The sequence below is a fragment of the Oceanobacter sp. 3_MG-2023 genome (genome assembly GCF_030688925.1).
GTDB lineage: Bacteria > Pseudomonadota > Gammaproteobacteria > Pseudomonadales > Oceanobacteraceae > Oceanobacter.
The window spans coordinates 61,985-78,084 of record NZ_JAUYVX010000012.1; the positions used below are offsets into that span (position 1 = coordinate 61,985).

Here is a 16,100-nt window from a genome sequence, read left to right on the forward strand (position 1 = left end):
CTCAATGACGCAGAATGGCGATACGAGGATAAGGCCGGTACGGCAGTGCCCGCCGGTTGGTCAGTGATTACGTGGCCGTACCATGGCAAAGAATTTGCCAGCCCGGTTAACCCGGATTGGCAAGCTGTGCTCCAGATGGGTGAGGATTTGTTCGGGGGCATCAAGGATAAAGACGCCGGAGACCTGGATGGATTGCAGCGCCGTGTCGCTATACAGCAAGGGGCCGGGGTAATAACGCGATATTTCTGCCAGCAGTCTGGAGAGAGGCCAGTTGTCGACCACCAGCTTGCCGCTGGTCCAGGCGGTGTGGAGGTCTGCATCGACCGTATGAGGTGTGGCGACCTGTTGGTTATCCGCGCTGGTGGCTTCGTTTTGATGGGTCACTACACAGGGGGACGTCTGTTCCGGGCAGACGTTGACCTTGGATTCGGTCACGACCACCTCGGTTGTCTGACGGCGTACCCGAACGGCGTATTGGGTGCCGAGTGCAGTGGCTGTGGCGTGCTCGGTCTGGATCACAAACGGGCGGCTGACATCGGCAGCAACGGTGATATACAGCTCGCCCTGTTTCAGATGAATGAGGCGTTGCTGGTTCGTAAAGTCGACGTCAATGGCCGAGTCGGTGTTAAGGATGATCTCGCTGCCATCGTTGAGTGTGATTTGCTGTCGCTGGCCGTGGCTGGTGTGATAATCCGAGAATAGCCCGGATAGTTCGCTGCTGAGACTGATCCAGCAGGCTGATAGCGTCACCATGGCGACCAGAGGCAATGTGGAACGCTTTGTCCGGGTTGCTTGTTGTAATGCTTTGGCGGCGGGCAGACGCAAGTCTTCTTCAATATGGTCCAGCTGTTGCCAGACGCTGGCCATCCGATCGAAAGCCTGTTCGTGGCGTATGCTTTGTTGACGCCAGCGTTCAAAATCCTGGCGTTGTTTGGAGGTGACCTGTTCATCGCCCAGAGTGGCATGCCACAGTGCCGCCTGATGAAGAATCTTGCGATTGATTGACGCGGGTTCTGATCTTGCCATATGGGTTGGCTCAGTTTTCCAGCAGGTCGTAACAGTGCAGCATGGCACTGGCGATGTACTGTTTGACGCTACTGTGGGAGACGTTCAGGCGTTGTGCTATATCGGCGTACGTCAGCCCTTCCAGGCGGCTCCAGATAAACGCATTACGTACTTTTTCTGGCAACCCTTCCAGCATGCGGACCAGGGCGGTGAGTAGTTCGGTCACTTCGGCCTGGGTTTCGGCGGAGCAACTGCAGGCATCTTCCTGATTGAATTCTGTCCAGGCTTCGATCCAGGCTTGTTCTACCCGGCGTTTACGACTGTCATCGATCAGCAATCGGCTGGCGATGGTTTTCAGGTACGCTCTGGGCTCGCGCAAGGAGTGGAGCTGTGAGTGGTTCAGCAGTACCCGGATAAAGGTGTCGTGAGCGAGGTCGGCAGCCCGTTCGGAGCTGCCCATTCTCTGGTTTAGCCAGTTGCGCAGCCAATGGTGATGGTTGGTGTATAGCAGGCTCAGTGCTTCGCGTTCGCTTGTCGTACTCTGCATTCCCGGCCTCGCATCAGAAAACACTTGATGATAATTGTTCTCATTATCTATAAGGGACTGATTATTTCAAGCATGATTCTGAGTTTGGGCAGAATGAATGGCTTGGCGGCGAGAACTCCCTGTCTGTCTGCGTCACATTGTCAGCGTTTTTTTTGCCCTCTCCCCAGACTTGTACGTCTTGGTAAGTACAGCGTGGCAAAAATGTTGCCATGCAGCATAAATACTTGGGGACATCTATTTAATCCGGTGCTCACTCTGGGCTACCAGTGGCCATTCTATTGGCCGACAAATCAGATGAGATCAGACAAGCCAAGGCCCTCAAACAGCGTAAGGAGAACAGCATGACAAACACCAGTACGGCGGAACGTAGCCGCACCAAGCAACTTGAAGTACTTACCGATGCCCAGCATCAGCAGCTGCACCGGTTGGTGGCTGAGGGCAATCCATTTGCTACCCGCGAAAACTTTGCTATCTGGGTCTGTGTTCAGTATCAGTTTCAGCAGAAGATTGCGGATTTGTACCGTAATCCGACGCTGAAATCACTGCTCCCTGATTTGGAAGACCGCAGCCGTCTGCCAGCCGCAGCGGCGGACTTGAAGGATCTGGGGCAGGAAGTCCCACAGGCCGATGTGATGAATGCCGATGATCTGACGACGGCTCAGGTGTTGGGCTGGTTGTTTGTGTCGGAGGGGTCGACGTTGGGGGCGGCGGTGTTGCGCAAGAAGGCATCGGAGTCTTTGGGGTTATCGGATGAGTTTGGTGCTCGCCATCTGGCGGCATCACCAGAAGGCCGCGCCAGGCATTGGAAAGCCTTTACTGCACTGGTGAATGAGCTACCGATGAGCGAAGAAGAAGAACGTCAGTTAGGGGAAGCGGCTCAGGCAGCGTTTACCTGTTTTGCCGTTGAATTGCGTAACGCGTATGGCATCTCGGCCTGACCCGAAACACACCATGGTAACAGCGCCATTGCGTTTGCTGTTGATGATGCTGGCTGCTGCCAGTCTGGCGCTGGGCGTTATCGGGGTGTTTGTACCGGGGTTGCCGACTACGGTATTTGTTCTGATCGCGGCCTGGGCGGCCGCGCGCAGTTCTGCCCGGTTTTCAGTCTGGCTGGAGTCGCATCATCTGACCGGGCCATTGATACGTAACTGGCGGGATGGTGGCTCTATGCCTCGTTCTGCCAAGTATGCAGCGACGGTCAGTATGTTCTTATCGGCGTTGGTGATGTGTCTGCTGCATCTGCCGATCTGGATTATTGTTCTGGCAGATACCAGTATGGCGCTGGTGCTGATCTGGTTATGGCGTCGGCCGGAGCCGTTGTCGGCGGTCAAGACCGATTAGCCAACAGGATCCAGGGTTTCGATGCCAGCATTCAACAGTCCAACAGCCGGGCAGTTGGCAGGGCGTGTCTCCACGCCCTGTTTTAATCATCCACTCTCGTATTTACCCTCTCTCATGTTAGCCATTACCAAAGGGCCATTGCAGTTCCAGCAACAGGTTACGTCCCATGACGGGAGCGTACTCCTTGAGATAGGAGGTGTGCTGTTCGCCGTATTGGTCGGTGAGGTTGCGCAGTTGGGCATCCAGTCGCAACGTTTGGTTGGCAAACCGGATTTCTGTCCGTGCGGAGAGATTTAGCTGATACCAGTCCGGGCTGATGGTTTCTGCCGCGGTGACGCGTGTCTGACGAGCGTGGTAGAACACTTCAGCTCGTAGCCGGGTGGTGTTGTGCTGGTGATTGATGGCCAGCATCAGGTTGTCTGCTGGCATACGTGGCAGGTCGTCGCCAGATTGCACCAGCCAGCCGCGGGTCAGGGAAGCTCCCATATCCAGCCCCCATTGCTCGTTGATCGGGTGTACCCAGGTGGCATCGACACCGGCCAGGCGGGCATCGGTCTGTTCATGACGGTACACCCGGTTGCCGTGGTAAGGGTCGGTAAACTCTTTCAGGTCGTTATAGATGTAGTCCTGATAGTCGTAAAAGTAACCACTGATACGCCATTGGCTGGCGTCGGCATCGGGGTAACTTTGCCAGCTGATATCCAGCGCCCGGGCGGTTTCCAGCTTGAGGTCGGGGTTATCCAGCTGAAAGGAGAAAGTGGCATGATGGTCACCATTCCAGTACAGCTCGTCGGTGGTGGGTGCCCGCTGCAGGCGTGAGAGCGTGGCGATCATCTGGCTGACGTCGTTCAGGTCGTAAGTGAGGCTGGCGGACAGTGACACGGGTGTGTACTGACGGGTTTTGTAATACGACTCATCCTGGCGGAAGCTGGCACTGATAACGGTTTCATCTGCCTCAATCTGGCGTTGTTCAATACGGCCACCGAGAGACAGTTGGCCAAAGATCAGCTGTTGGTCGGCATGCCAGAAACCGATGATATCGCGATTGACGGTCGCCGGCATGGGCGTGTCGTGGGCAAATTCATAGCCTTCGTAGAGAGTGAAGTCAGACCCTTGGGTGCCATCCCAATCTTCATCACTGTGGTCGGCAATCTGTTCGCAACCGGAATGGTCATGGCACAGTTCAAAATTACGCTGGTTGCTGCCGATACCCAGGGTGCCGACCCAGCCTGACTCGGTCTGGTAGTCCAGTTCGGTGCGCCATTCCCGGAATTCCTGAATAAACAAGCCGACCACCAGGTCGTCTGTCAATTCATCGTGTTCGTAATCACTCCAGCCCAGTTGTAATCGCCAGGCCTCGGCCCAACTGCTATTGAGGGGGAGTTCTGCGCGCAGGTCGTAGCGCGTCTGGTCGGGAGCGACCCGGGTGTCATCGTTGTCTTCGTTAGGGACGGCGTAGTCGCTGCTGAGGTTGCTGATACTGAGACCAATGTAGCCGTAATTGTCGAAGATCCGGCTCAGGCCCAGTGCCATGCCCTGGCTGCTGGTGTCGCTGTTGAGAATTTCGCCAGTGCGGTCGCCGCTCTGTGCACCATTCGCACCTGCATGATAATTATTGCCTTCACGGTCAAAGCCATCGATATGCACAATGGTTTGGCCATTACCGGCATCAAGCCGGGCAATACGAGTCCAGCCCTGATCATTGCTGGAATATCCCAGAGTGACTTCACCGTTGATGCCATCCAGTTCGGTGTCGTGAATACGCTGGTCCTGGACGTTAACAATGCCGCCAAGGATACCGCTGCCGAAGCGAAAAGCAGCCGGACCTCGCACCAGCTCAACCTGGTTTGCAGCGGCGAGGTCGGCCATTGGGGCATGGTCGGAACTCATGGCGGAGAGATCCGCGCTGTCTGCGCCATTGGTCAGGATTTGTACCCGGTTGCCGGATAATCCGCGTACGACCGGACGGGCAACGCCCTGGCCAAACGAGGCGTTGCTGACGCCGGGCATGGACTCCAGCAAGGCCCCCAGTGACTGGCTGCGGTTACCCTGAATCGACTGTTGATCGAGAACCTGGGTGGCGGCTTCGGATGGGGTTTGTTCCGGGGCAGTGACGCGAATTTCTTCGAGGTCGAGCCAGTCTTCCTGGTTGCTTTCTGTGTTGTCTGAAGCGCCTGTATCGGCGCTTGTCGTCTCTGCGTGGGACAGGGTGGCGAGTATTAGTAATGGCAAGCCAATAGCGGTTGCCATTGGCCGTGGTAATACACCCCCCGACCGCTTGCGGGTCCGGGGAGGGTTGGCAGAGGTATCTGCCGAGGCGCCACCGTTTCCGGTGGTGCCTCGCCTGTTAATGGTCATGGTCGTCGTCGTCATCATCTTCGTCGTCGTCATCCGCTTCCAGCATCACGGTAGACTGGATTGCAATGCCGCTGGAGAGTGCCAGTGCACTGCCATGTAAATGCCAGGCACCACCGTCATGGGAGTCAACCGTGTACAGATGACCGCCGCTGTTATCGGTGATCATGAAGGCCGAGCTGCCAGCAGCCAATTGTATATCATCGCAGCTGAAGCTGGCGCTATCGACTTCGCTGAGGCTGATACTGGCTGGGTCCAGACCGCTATCACTCAGGTCAAGCACTTCGGCAGTGGCGTCGTCATATACCGCGATAACGGCAGTTGCTTCGTCGTTGAGGGCAGCAGCACAAATGTTCTGGCCTTCTTCCAGGCTGAACCCGGGATCGCTGCTGTGGGTGTGGTCGCCGTGAGGATAAACCATCGAAACGGTGTTGCTATCGGTGCTGTACAGCAAGATATAGTCACCACCGCTGTTCCAGCCGCTGACGGTTTCGCCGGTGAAGGTAGTGCCGCTGTAGGCGGTATGGACGTCGCTGTCGTCTTCGTCCACGACCACGTAACGCAAGGCTTCATCACACTGGATCAATACCAGTTCGTCGTTCTGCATGGCGGCAGAAGGTGATGTACAGGTATGGCTGCTCAGTATCTCGCCGTCGCTGTAAAGGTGCACCTGATTGTTATAGAAGGCGGCATACAGGCTTTCGCCTTCATCCAGAATCAGTGCCGGAAAGGTCTGGGTAATATCAACCAGAGTAAAGTCTTCTTCCGGGCCGCTGGCGCTTGTCAGGTCTTCAGCCGGGTAGAATTCGGTAACGCCGTTTTGCAGCAGGGCAAAGTGGTTTTCTGTCATGACCATTTGTGGGTCATCTTGCGTGACGGTCAGGGCATCCAGAAAGACGGGGTCAGTTTCTGGCTCAGTGTCCAGACCACTGCTGATAAATTGCACGCCAGAAGCCGTAACCAGAGCAGCGCTCAGGCCATCATCGGATTTTAACAGTTGTCCGGCTGTGGCCGCTGCCTGACCAACCAAACTGACGCTGGCTTCATCCCGATCATATACGGAAATATCCTGGCTGGTCTGTTCAGCCATGACCAGACGCTGGCCGTATTCATCGCTGTGGTCGTGGTCATCTGAACTGGATGAGCTGTCATCCGAGCTGCCACAGGCACTGAGCAGCGCACTGGTGATAGCCAGAAAAAGTATCTTGCGATTCCGCTGAGCAAACATGGATTGAAGTCCTTGGTTGTTTAAATTTTGCGTTGTTATAACATAACAACGGCGGGAAGCGTCAAGAACTGACAGCAAATTTAGCGGTCGGCGGGCGTTCTCTTGCCTGATGAAGAGGAACACCACTATGTCTGCAAAGCACTTTGAGCCGTTACCGGTCACCTTGTTGTCCGGTTTTCTGGGGGCCGGTAAAACGACGGTGCTGAATCATATTTTGAATAATCGCGATAATTTACGCGTTGCCGTGATCGTCAATGATATGAGTGAAATCAATATCGATGCCATGGCGGTAGGCCAGCAAGTGAGCCTGAATCGCGCTGAAGAAAAGCTGGTCGAAATGAGTAATGGCTGCATTTGCTGCACGCTGCGCGAAGACCTGTTGATTGAAATTCGCAAGCTGGCGGAAGAAGGCCGCTTTGATTATCTGCTGATTGAATCCACGGGTATTTCCGAGCCGTTACCGGTGGCTGAGACCTTTACCTTTGCCGATGAAGACGGCCGTTCGCTGGCTGATGTGGCGCGTCTCGATACTCTGGTAACGGTGGTCGATGCGGTGAACTTCCTGCAAGACTACGATGCTGCCAAAGGTTTGCAGGAAAGTGGCGAATCGCTCGGTGAAGACGATGAGCGTAACGTGGCCGATCTGTTAGTGGATCAGGTCGAATTCTGTAACCGTATCCTGATCAGCAAAACCGATCTGGTTGATGGCGAGCAATTACAGCGTCTGCTTGGCATTCTGGACGCACTGAATCCAGAGGCGGACAAGATTCCGATCCAGCATGGCCAGGTGCCTCTGGAAGCGGTATTGGGTACCGGCGCTTTTGATTTTGACCAGGCCAGTCAGGCTCCGGGCTGGCTCAAGGAGTTACGTGGCGAACATGTGCCGGAAACCGAAGAATACGGCATCGCCTCGTTTGCCTATCGGGCCAGACGGCCGTTTCACCCGCGCAAGTTTTATGATTTTTTGCATCAGGACTGGACTGCTCGACAGGGCCGGCTGGTGCGTTCAAAAGGATATTTCTGGTTGGCCAGCCGGCCTGAGTTTGCCGGTCAGTGGAGCCAGGCCGGGGGCATTGCCCATCACGGCGGTGCCGGGCGTTTCTGGAAATCAATCCCGCAGCAAGACTGGCCAGAGGATGATGAGTTTCTGGATTTTATCAGTGAATACTGGGTTGAACCGTTTGGTGATATGCGTCAGGAGCTGGTGTTTATTGGTCAGGGAATGGCAGAAGAAACAGTACGAGCCGAGCTGGATGCCTGTTTGTTGAACGATGAGGAGCTGGCCGCCGGTCGACAGCTGTGGAGCCTGATGGATGATCCCTTTCCTGAGTGGGAGTTTGGCGGATGATAGTGGCAGACAGAACCCCGGAAACCGAAACACCGCTGCTGCGCAGCCTGACCGTGGACCATATTGTCGAACTGCAGCGTCTGTATGAAGCGGACATCAATATCGCCATTCTGCCTGAGTCGGCACATGAAGGCTTTTCTGAGCTGGAGCGACAACAGTTACGAGCGGATTGTCAGTATCTGGCACTGACCCAGCCGGGTTTCCGGCTGGCGTTATCGGGTACCGAAGCGGAGCTGGTGCAAGGGCTGAACAGCAGCTTGCCGACCACCTTGCAGCACGCCGATGTACTGGCCCGCTGGTTGAGCCAGCATATTGGCATTTTTGCGGCGCTGTTTGAGCCTCCGGCGATGTATATTCGTCTGGTGTCGTTGCAGCAGGCCATGTGCCCCCGCTTCCATGTCGACCATGTGCCAGCGCGCTTGGTAGCCAGCTTGTATGGCCCGGGTACGGAATGGCTGGCCGAATACGGCGCTGACCGGCAGGCATTGGGAGGTAATCCCCGCGACCCATGCCAGATACCCGAAGCGATCCAGCAGTTGTCGTGCGGCGATATGGCGCTGCTCAAGGGTGAAGGCTGGGAAGGTAACGAAGGACGAGGTCTGATCCACCGCTCTCCCGTGGTGAGCGAAGGCGATAGCCGGTTGTTTTTCAGTATCGATTTTGCCGCTGCCTGAGCGTTAACCCCTGCGGAAGCAGGGGTTGATTGGGGGCCTGGTGGCAATGTAGGGGCAACCGGGTGCTTACTCGACGCGATGCCGCAACAGCACCAGGTTATCCAGCACGACATTGTCAGACCAGATAAAGCTGGCTCCCGCTGCGCCAAATATCTCGCGGAAATTCATATAGGCTTTTTTGTTGTTTACCCCTATTTCGTCTTCGGAATAGGTGGTTGCCGCGGGCCATGTCCGATATTCCTGGCTGGTTTGCCAATCGGTTGGGATATCCCAGTGGACAGAATAGGCGCCACGGGCGTTATCCCTGCTAGCGGTGCTGCAGCGTTCTGATACACGGCGGGAGCCGATCTCTTCAAGGCAGCTCAGATCAAAAACCGGTGCTGTGTAGTAAGTCTGGGCATACCAGTCGGGGCCGGTGAGGGTACCATCGGAAAAGCTGGCAATAAATCCGCCATCCCCGGGATGAAAGGGTTTGCCACGATTGCTCTCACTGCCGAGTCCGGCATGTTCTTCCCAATCGACCAGCTTGATCGCAAGCTCATAGGGTTTGCTGACCTTGAAGCGAACGATATTGGCGTTAAAGGGGGTAAAGGGCACCGGATCAACCGCCACCAGTTGGCCATTCACATAGAGTTCAAAATAGTTGTCGGCAAAAATATAACCGGTCACGACCTCGCCGTCCGGATCAATGCTGACAACGGCCACATCCTCAACGGACAGCTCGGCCAATGAACGCGGTGTGACGCCGGAACATTCATTATAAAGATCGGCAGCAAAGTAGCGCTCGTCATACTGGACTTCGGCGGGCACAACGAACTGTTTTTGACCGCTGGACTTGATACCAACCGGAGACAGGCGTGAATGGCCTCGTTCGCAGCTAAACAGGTTGTTCTGCTCGACCGTGGCTGCGCCCTGAATGACAGTGCCGGAGCCGGAATAGGTGTCTGCGGTAGCGCAGCCACTCAGACTGGCCAATGAAAAAATAATAACTAACGGGTGTTTGATGTGCATTTTGATGTCCATGATATGGTTTGTAATAACGCCGCGGCTTGGTTCGATAGATAGATAGGTGCCAGAAATAGCCACGCAAGACGAAGATACCAGCATTGTATTGTGTTCTGGCAAGTACTTGGCTGGCATGAATAGTGGTTTGCGAATACCGGTTTGTGGGTGGCAGTTTGTGGATACCGGTGGTCCGGTTGTTCGATGGGCACGGGCGGTGATGGCTTGCCACCAACCGCCCGGAGAATTATCCGTTTCCTCTGTTAATGCGACTCACTGTGTAACTGCTGCAGCAAGGAACGACGACTGGCAAGCCAGGCCGGTATCACCGCCGCGAGCAGGGAAATCAGCAGCAACAATCCCAGCCAGCCCAGTAACCGGGCATTGATTTTCAGCAAGGTCAGCTGGATACCTGTGATATGAGCCAGCCATTGACCAGCGGCCAGCAGGCCCAGCTGGGTTGTCAGCAATGCCAACAGCAAGGCGCTGGCGGTAATCAGCAATACTTCGATTTCAATCAGCGCAAATACGAACCAGGGGCCAGCCCCCAGTGAACGTAGCGTGCCAAGCTCCTGTTGCCGTTGCTGGATTGACACCAGCAGCAGGGTAATCATGCCCAGCATGGACGACAGCAACACCAGCGCGGCAATCGACCTCAAGCTGGTTTCGATCCAGCCCAGGTTTTCCCACAGCAAGGACAATTCGACGCCAGGCAAAATAGCCAGCAGGGCTTCGTCGTCAAATTCGTTGATCTGGCGTTGCAAGGTAAAGGTCTGGATGCGGCTGTTGAGGCCAACCAGCAGGGCGCTGATGGACTCAGGGTGTGCGCCCGGTTTGCCACCATGAATCAGGTCCATGGCATCAAGGCCAATCAGCAAGGTCTGGTCAATGGGAGTGCCGGTGGGTTGCAGCACCCCGGTAATGGTAAACGGATGGTCGGTATGGCGGCTGAAACTGGTTCGCCCCTGGCCATGAGCCAGCACCAGACTGTCGCCGAGGTCATAGCCCAGTTGTTGCGCCACCGATGAGCCAATGACCACATCGCTGGCCGTGGCAAAGCCTTGCCCGTGCTGCCACTGTAGCGGATGTTTCTGGCCATAATGAAAGTGTGTGAAAAAGTCACTGCTGGTGGCCAGTACGCGAAAGCCTCGATGAGAATCTCCCATTGACAAGGGCACGACCCAATCAACCGCAGGCTGTTGCCGGATTGTTTCAACACTGTCCCAGCTCATGTTGCGGGTCGGGCTGCCGATACCAAACAGGGAGTACAGCAGCAGGTTGCTGGAGCCGGTACGGGCACCCACGATCAGATCCACCCCGGAGACGGTGCCGGTAAAGGTATCGCGCACCTCGTGGCGAATATGTTCTACCGCCAGCAAGACGGCAAACGCCAGGGTCAGTGCCAACACAATCAGGCCGATGGTGATGCGCCGATGCCAGAGGCTCAAGCGAGCAATACGCCATAACATCTCAAATATCCTCTCTAACGACAGTAAGATCCTGCAAGGCAACCGATTGATCAAACCAGTCGGCCTGTCGGTGGTCGTGGCTGATCATGATCAGGGTGGTGTCGGGGGTCAGGTTTTGCAGTAACAAGCGAATAAAAGCAGCGGCAGAATCTTCATCCAGCGCCGAGGTGGGTTCATCGGCAAACAGCAGCGGTGGCTGGTTGATCAAGGCGCGGGCTATGGCTACCCGTTGTTGTTGGCCTTGACTGAGACGGCCTGCGGTCTGATGGAACAGGTTGGCGGGCATGTCCAGTTTTTCTAGCAACTGGTAAATGTTGTTATCCAGCGCGGCGCTGGATTTTTTGGCCAGTACCGCCGCCAGGCGAATATTGTCAGCAACGGACAAATACGGCAGCAGATAAAACTGCTGCGAAATCTGGCCAATATGGCGTGCCCGGAAACTGTCCCGCTGCGAAGCCGACATGGTCTGGATGTCTTCTCCCAGGATGCGTATCTGGCCTTGTTGCGGTAACATCATGCCGGTTAACAGACGCAATAGCGTGGTTTTACCGCTGCCAGAACGACCGTGCAAAAACAGTCGTTGGCCATGATCAACCTGCCAATGGGGAATGTGTAAAGCATGCTCTGGCGGGGCGGATGGGTAGTGGAATTCAACGTCCCGTAACTCAATTGCCAGCATAGGTTTCTCTGGGGTTTGTGGTTTGTTATATAGTAACAAGCAAAGAGCATTAATTCTTCAGAGTACTGAGTACTGACTATGAATACAGGTTTGTTATCCGGCAGTTTGCTATTACTGCTCTTTATGGCTGGGTGCTCTGATTCATCTCCCGCTTCTGCAACACCCGTGGTGCAAGCCGTTAGCCAGGAGCTCCGCGAAGTGGAGTGGATCGATCTGCTGCCCGAGGATGATTTGGCAGCCTTGATGGATCGCCCGGCGATACTCGACGGTATTGTGGAAGGATCGGCGGCAGATGATATGGCAAGCGGACTGGCCAGCCAGATTACCAGCGACACCTCACTGGAAGACGCCGCCCAGATGCAGCGTTATCAGGCAGCACTGGAGTCGACCCGCACGCGTGCAGAGTTGAATGGTGTCAGGGTACGGATACCGGGTTTTATTGTGCCGATCAATTTTGATGACCAACAACGGGTGATCGAATTTTTCCTGGTACCGTTTTTTGGTGCCTGTATTCATGTCCCACCCCCACCACCGAACCAGATTGTCCATGTCGAGGTGGAAGATGGATTTGTGCTGGAATCGATTTACGACCCGGTCTGGCTGGAAGGTGTTCTGTTCCTGGAGCAAAACGTCAATGGTCTGGGCCAGTCGGCCTATTCTCTCCAGTTGGAAAAGCGCGAGTTGTATTATGACTAGCGTGGTTGCTTTTTCAGATTTTTCATAAAGCCTGAAAAGTGCGGCCAAAGGTCGGCAAACAGTGGCTCGGAGCGATGTTTCATCATGACGCTGCCAAACAGCTTGATGCCCAGCCCCAAAGGCGCTGCTTGTTGCGGGCTGATATCGGATCGGTGCTGCAGTGTGTCGATAATCGTCAACAACTCATCATGGCTGGCAAAGGTAAATTCGAACGCTTGTCCGGCGGTGTCTGAACCGTCCGGGCTGATGTGATCAATGCGTATACGGTACTGGTGCGCTGCTTTCATGGTCATGATTCCGATGAACAGATGAATAAACACGAGTTGAATTGTGGTTGTCGATGGCAGCCCTGATGGTTCAGGGCTTGTGGCCGGGTCGGATGCCAGATCTAGCTTTTCAGAAAGCGTTCAAGTTTGGGTTTGATCGTCAGCGACATCATCAACATCAATACCAGCCCCAAAGGCAGGGCGGCGAGAAAACCGTCGAGCCAGCCATGCAGCAATGCTTCGTTATCCGCAAAACCAGTCGTATTGACAGCAGTACTGAAGGCCAGGATGGATTCCATCAGGCAGGCCATGATGCTTCCGGCGAGCAGGTTGCGTGTTAATTCCGTCTTGTTGGGCAGCCATAGCCCAATCAGCTTGCTGACCAAGCCCATCAGCAGAATACCTACTGGCATAATGACCAGCGCTGAGAGAAAAGCCCCTCGCCAGGCGGCCAGAAAGTCATCGGAATAACCGACGTTCATATAGGTCATGACCGCTGTCAGTGAGCCGCCAATCACACTCATGATGGCCAGGACTGTCAGTATCTTGTACAGCAGGAGCGTTTTTTCAGGTACTGCTGCCAGAGAGTCGGGTGCCGTTCGTGTATTCATGGTGGTCTCCTGGCTTGAAGCCGGTTTTAATGTAGTTGATAATAGCAACCATATTGGTTTTTGGTTGATTTTGTCAACTACTTTTTAGCTGCTTGTCAGGAGTTTTCTGGTGTCAGAAGAACATTTGTCGGAAGAATATTTATTGGAGAGTCTTTTCCATCTGATGCTCGCCGTAAAACGCCAGCTGCACCAGCAGGCAGAACAACTCGATCTGGAAGTCACACCGATGCACCTCCGGGTGATCAAGATTATTGACAGAAAACAGCCTTGCACGGCGATTGATATTGCCAGCTTTCTGGGGCGGGACAAGGCTCAGGTAACGCGGCTGATTAATGCTCTGATAGATCAAGAGCTGATCAGTAAAGCGCCCAACCCCAATGACAAACGCAGTCAGTACCTGCTGACGACCGAGAGAGGGGTTGCGGTTGTGGAGGAGCTCAATCGTATGGATGAATGCATTGTGCAGCGCATGACCAAAGGTCTTCAGCCCTCAGAGAGGGCTGAATTCCAGCGGCTTGCTCGCTTGATGGCTGGTAATTTTCAGGGTGAGGAGCAAAGCTGACACCAGAGCCACCGAGGACGATGGCGTCAGCTGATGATCAGGCGGGTAGCCGGATTCAGGGCCGTGGCAGCAGGATGGGTTGGTCGCTATCGAAGCTGTCTGCGCCTTGTTGCTGTTCGGTTATCCACAGCAGCTGCAGTGTTTCGATACCGGGGAAAGTGGTGATCAGTTGGGAGTCCAGGGTGATGGCTCCGGTTGAGGGGCATTGGAAGTCCCAGACGACGGTCAGATCGCTATGGCCGTGTTCGTCGTGGTCATGTTCATCATGGTCATGCTCATCGTGGTCATGCCCGTCATGGTCTGGCCAATCAAACGACGCCTGTTGCAACTGGCACTGAGGAGCCTGAATCATTTCCGAAGTAAAACGCTGCTTGACGTTAGCCAGAGCCTGGCGCTGCTCTTCGGTATTGGCGCGACCTTCAAATCCGGCGAGGTTCATCAAGGGTGAATGTAATTCAACTTGCAGCCTGGTGTCGGACAGGGCGACTTGCAGGGTCGCGACGCCATGTTGGTGGGCGGGGGCTGCGTGCGTCAGCCAGGCGGTGGTCAGCAGTATCCCGGCGGCATAATGTAGGTGTGGTTTCATGGGTTGGCTCTCCTGTGGTTTTGTTATGGTATAACAAAACCACAGGGTGGATAACTCCTAATCCTTTAAATCCCGCTGTCCTTTTATTCGTCTTTTTATAGGTTCTTTTACACGTTTTTTAATGCGCCGGTTTTTAAGGTGATCGTCGTCTGATTGGCTGGGTCAGCACGGCCCAGCAGCATCACGGCCTAGCGGCTATTACCACTCACCACTGGTTGCGCTTTACGACGAGCAGCTCAACATCACCAGTCCTTTGGTGTCCGGGGCACGACGCCATTGCTCAAAACCAGGGTGTTCATCAAACGGGTTCTGCAAAATGGCGAGCCAGTCATTGAGCGGCTGGTAATCCCCTTCTTCAGCACGATCGATCAGGTGCTGGGCAACATGGGTACGCAGGGTATAGGCCGGGTTAACGGCCAGCATGGCGCTGCGCCGGTCGGCGGCATGACGGCTTTCCTGTTGCAGCCGTTGGCGGTATTGCGGCAGCCAGTCGTTGAGCATGATTTGCCAGGGGGCGAGGTCGAGATGGTTCAGACCGGGTTGGCCTTCGTCATCTTGCTGGGCTTCTGACAAGGCCCGGTAGAGCGGGTTGTAATCAGCCTGATGCTGGGCCAGCAGGTTGCGCCAGCGTTGAATCAGCTCGTCATCCCCTGGCTGGGGAGTCGCCAGTCCGAGGCGGGCAGACATGCGTTGCCGATAGGCTGTTTCATAATAACCAGTGAACTGTTCCAGTGCGTCTTTCAGGTCGTCGATTGGCACCAGTGGTGTCAGTGCCTGCCCCAGTGCAGACAGGTTCCATTGGATAATACCGGGCTGCTGGTCGAAGGCGTAACGGCCTTCCTGGTCGGTGTGGTTATAGACGGCGTTTTCTTGCCAGCGATCGATAAACGCAAAAGGGCCGTGATCAAAGGTTTCGCCCAGAATCGACATGTTGTCGGTATTCATTACGCCGTGCAAAAAACCATAGGCTTGCCAACCGGCGACCATCTCGGCGCTGCGTTGGCTGATTTGCAGAAACATGGCCAGGTAAGGTTTTTCGGCCGATTGGCAGTCGGGGTAATACCGGGCGAGGCAATAGTCGGCCAGTTGTTTCAGGCCATCAAACTGGCGGGTGTAATACAGGTGTTCGAAGTGACCAAAACGGATATGGCAACGGCTGACCCGTAAGATTGTTGCCGCCAGTTCGACCCGTTCGCGCTGGATCTTCTGGCTGCTGACACAGACCGCCAAGGCCCGGGTAGAGGGGATGCCGAGGTGTGTAAGTGCTTCGCCAATCAGGTATTCCCGCAGGCTGGAGCGTAAGACCGCCCGGCCATCGCCCATGCGGGAGTAGCGGGTTTGCCCGGCACCCTTGAGATGCAGGTCCCAGTAGTCGCCATCGACGGGCAGTTCGCCCAGCAGTAGACCGCGGCCATCACCCAGTTGCGGGTTGTAGACGCCAAACTGGTGGCCGCTGTATTTCATGGCCAGTGGTTTGGCGCCTGGTGGCAAGGTGTGGCCACCGAGCCAGTCTGCCAGCGCTTGTGGGTCGAGGCTGCAGGGGTTGATCTGAAGTTGTTCGGCGACCATCGAGTTAACGCTGATAATGCGGGGGTTCGGCAAGGGAGTTGGTTCGATGGCGTGATACCAGGATGCCGGCAGGTCGGCGTAATGGTTGGTCAGAGTCAGTTCGTCCAGATTTTGCCAGGTTTTCATGATGTTCTCCCCCAGGCGCTGGCCAGAATGGCCAGG

General features: G+C 55.3%; 17 protein-coding genes. 6 read left to right on the plus strand and 11 right to left on the minus strand.

Annotated elements, in window-relative coordinates; genetic code table 11:
• Window positions 1–60: 60 nt before the first annotated feature.
• Together Q8W32_RS11820 and Q8W32_RS11825 are read right to left on the minus strand one after the other, a co-directional pair.
• Window positions 61–1,026: a FecR family protein gene (locus Q8W32_RS11820; RefSeq protein ID WP_305415071.1), complete on the minus strand. Its 966-nt coding sequence runs from the start codon at window positions 1,024–1,026 to the stop codon at window positions 61–63.
• A 10-nt stretch (window positions 1,027–1,036) separates the two neighbouring features.
• A complete protein-coding gene (locus tag Q8W32_RS11825; RefSeq protein ID WP_303433268.1) occupies window positions 1,037–1,552 on the minus strand; it encodes a sigma-70 family RNA polymerase sigma factor in 516 nt (171 codons plus the stop codon).
• A gap of 341 nt (window positions 1,553–1,893) precedes the next feature.
• Between Q8W32_RS11825 and Q8W32_RS11830 the strand changes: the two genes are divergently transcribed.
• Complete coding sequence (locus Q8W32_RS11830; RefSeq protein WP_305415073.1) at window positions 1,894–2,490, plus strand: biliverdin-producing heme oxygenase; 597 nt, start codon at window positions 1,894–1,896, stop codon at window positions 2,488–2,490.
• Window positions 2,474–2,893 carry a YbaN family protein gene (locus tag Q8W32_RS11835; RefSeq protein WP_305415074.1) on the plus strand — a complete coding sequence of 140 codons (420 nt, stop codon included), beginning with the start codon at window positions 2,474–2,476 and terminating at the stop codon, window positions 2,891–2,893. The genes Q8W32_RS11830 and Q8W32_RS11835 overlap by 17 nt, the downstream gene beginning before the upstream one ends.
• A gap of 117 nt (window positions 2,894–3,010) precedes the next feature.
• Here Q8W32_RS11835 and Q8W32_RS11840 read toward each other — a convergent pair whose 3' ends face one another.
• Complete coding sequence (locus Q8W32_RS11840) at window positions 3,011–5,284, minus strand: TonB-dependent receptor (RefSeq protein WP_305415075.1); 2,274 nt, start codon at window positions 5,282–5,284, stop codon at window positions 3,011–3,013.
• Complete coding sequence (locus Q8W32_RS11845) at window positions 5,241–6,476, minus strand: hypothetical protein (protein WP_305415076.1); 1,236 nt, start codon at window positions 6,474–6,476, stop codon at window positions 5,241–5,243. Before Q8W32_RS11845 ends, Q8W32_RS11840 begins: the two co-directional genes overlap by 44 nt.
• 127 nt (window positions 6,477–6,603) lie before the next feature.
• Between Q8W32_RS11845 and zigA the strand changes: the two genes are divergently transcribed.
• Together zigA and Q8W32_RS11855 are read left to right on the plus strand one after the other, a co-directional pair.
• Window positions 6,604–7,824, plus strand: a complete 1,221-nt coding sequence (gene zigA, locus Q8W32_RS11850) for a zinc metallochaperone GTPase ZigA (RefSeq protein ID WP_305415077.1) — start codon at window positions 6,604–6,606, stop codon at window positions 7,822–7,824.
• 2 nt (window positions 7,825–7,826) lie between these two features.
• Entirely contained in the window at window positions 7,827–8,498 is a 672-nt protein-coding gene (locus Q8W32_RS11855) for a DUF1826 domain-containing protein (RefSeq protein ID WP_305415079.1), read from the plus strand.
• Between the two features lie 66 nt (window positions 8,499–8,564).
• Here Q8W32_RS11855 and Q8W32_RS11860 read toward each other — a convergent pair whose 3' ends face one another.
• From Q8W32_RS11860 to Q8W32_RS11870, 3 genes are all read right to left on the minus strand, one after another.
• On the minus strand, window positions 8,565–9,509 hold the full coding sequence (locus Q8W32_RS11860; RefSeq protein ID WP_305415081.1) for a hypothetical protein: 945 nt from the start codon (window positions 9,507–9,509) through the stop codon (window positions 8,565–8,567).
• A gap of 254 nt (window positions 9,510–9,763) precedes the next feature.
• Complete coding sequence (locus Q8W32_RS11865) at window positions 9,764–10,969, minus strand: ABC transporter permease (RefSeq protein WP_305415082.1); 1,206 nt, start codon at window positions 10,967–10,969, stop codon at window positions 9,764–9,766.
• A 1-nt stretch (window position 10,970) separates the two neighbouring features.
• Entirely contained in the window at window positions 10,971–11,648 is a 678-nt protein-coding gene (locus Q8W32_RS11870) for an ABC transporter ATP-binding protein (RefSeq protein WP_303433277.1), read from the minus strand.
• Window positions 11,649–11,726: 78 nt separating this feature from the next.
• On the opposite strand from Q8W32_RS11870, the gene Q8W32_RS11875 reads away from it, so the two are divergent.
• Entirely contained in the window at window positions 11,727–12,344 is a 618-nt protein-coding gene (locus Q8W32_RS11875) for a DUF3299 domain-containing protein (protein WP_305415083.1), read from the plus strand.
• Here Q8W32_RS11875 and Q8W32_RS11880 read toward each other — a convergent pair.
• Together Q8W32_RS11880 and Q8W32_RS11885 are read right to left on the minus strand one after the other, a co-directional pair.
• Complete coding sequence (locus tag Q8W32_RS11880) at window positions 12,341–12,631, minus strand: DUF3861 domain-containing protein (protein WP_303433279.1); 291 nt, start codon at window positions 12,629–12,631, stop codon at window positions 12,341–12,343. The genes Q8W32_RS11875 and Q8W32_RS11880 overlap by 4 nt on opposite strands.
• A gap of 101 nt (window positions 12,632–12,732) precedes the next feature.
• A complete protein-coding gene (locus tag Q8W32_RS11885; RefSeq protein ID WP_305415084.1) occupies window positions 12,733–13,221 on the minus strand; it encodes a DUF2798 domain-containing protein in 489 nt (162 codons plus the stop codon).
• A gap of 109 nt (window positions 13,222–13,330) precedes the next feature.
• Between Q8W32_RS11885 and Q8W32_RS11890 the strand changes: the two genes are divergently transcribed.
• A complete protein-coding gene (locus tag Q8W32_RS11890; protein ID WP_305415085.1) occupies window positions 13,331–13,783 on the plus strand; it encodes a MarR family winged helix-turn-helix transcriptional regulator in 453 nt (150 codons plus the stop codon).
• Window positions 13,784–13,838: 55 nt separating this feature from the next.
• Here the strand turns inward: Q8W32_RS11890 and Q8W32_RS11895 are convergent, their stop codons facing one another.
• Complete coding sequence (locus Q8W32_RS11895) at window positions 13,839–14,369, minus strand: DUF2796 domain-containing protein (protein WP_305415086.1); 531 nt, start codon at window positions 14,367–14,369, stop codon at window positions 13,839–13,841.
• A 222-nt stretch (window positions 14,370–14,591) separates the two neighbouring features.
• The gene (locus tag Q8W32_RS11900) at window positions 14,592–16,064 is read right to left on the minus strand and encodes a YdiU family protein (RefSeq protein ID WP_305415087.1); all 1,473 of its coding nucleotides are present in this window, start codon (window positions 16,062–16,064) and stop codon (window positions 14,592–14,594) included.
• Between the last annotated feature and the right edge of the window lie 36 nt (window positions 16,065–16,100).

Coding starts and splice junctions, on each gene's coding strand:
- Q8W32_RS11820 (WP_305415071.1), bottom strand. CDS start 1,026: ATGGCAAGATCAGAACCCGCGTCAATCAATCGCAAGATTCTTCATCAG.
- Q8W32_RS11825 (WP_303433268.1), bottom strand. CDS start 1,552: ATGCAGAGTACGACAAGCGAACGCGAAGCACTGAGCCTGCTATACACC.
- Q8W32_RS11830 (WP_305415073.1), top strand. CDS start 1,894: ATGACAAACACCAGTACGGCGGAACGTAGCCGCACCAAGCAACTTGAA.
- Q8W32_RS11835 (WP_305415074.1), top strand. CDS start 2,474: ATGGCATCTCGGCCTGACCCGAAACACACCATGGTAACAGCGCCATTG.
- Q8W32_RS11840 (WP_305415075.1), bottom strand. CDS start 5,284: ATGACGACGACGAAGATGATGACGACGACGACCATGACCATTAACAGG.
- Q8W32_RS11845 (WP_305415076.1), bottom strand. CDS start 6,476: ATGTTTGCTCAGCGGAATCGCAAGATACTTTTTCTGGCTATCACCAGT.
- zigA (WP_305415077.1), top strand. CDS start 6,604: ATGTCTGCAAAGCACTTTGAGCCGTTACCGGTCACCTTGTTGTCCGGT.
- Q8W32_RS11860 (WP_305415081.1), bottom strand. CDS start 9,509: ATGCACATCAAACACCCGTTAGTTATTATTTTTTCATTGGCCAGTCTG.
- Q8W32_RS11865 (WP_305415082.1), bottom strand. CDS start 10,969: ATGTTATGGCGTATTGCTCGCTTGAGCCTCTGGCATCGGCGCATCACC.
- Q8W32_RS11870 (WP_303433277.1), bottom strand. CDS start 11,648: ATGCTGGCAATTGAGTTACGGGACGTTGAATTCCACTACCCATCCGCC.
- Q8W32_RS11875 (WP_305415083.1), top strand. CDS start 11,727: ATGAATACAGGTTTGTTATCCGGCAGTTTGCTATTACTGCTCTTTATG.
- Q8W32_RS11880 (WP_303433279.1), bottom strand. CDS start 12,631: ATGAAAGCAGCGCACCAGTACCGTATACGCATTGATCACATCAGCCCG.
- Q8W32_RS11885 (WP_305415084.1), bottom strand. CDS start 13,221: ATGAATACACGAACGGCACCCGACTCTCTGGCAGCAGTACCTGAAAAA.
- Q8W32_RS11895 (WP_305415086.1), bottom strand. CDS start 14,369: ATGAAACCACACCTACATTATGCCGCCGGGATACTGCTGACCACCGCC.
- Q8W32_RS11900 (WP_305415087.1), bottom strand. CDS start 16,064: ATGAAAACCTGGCAAAATCTGGACGAACTGACTCTGACCAACCATTAC.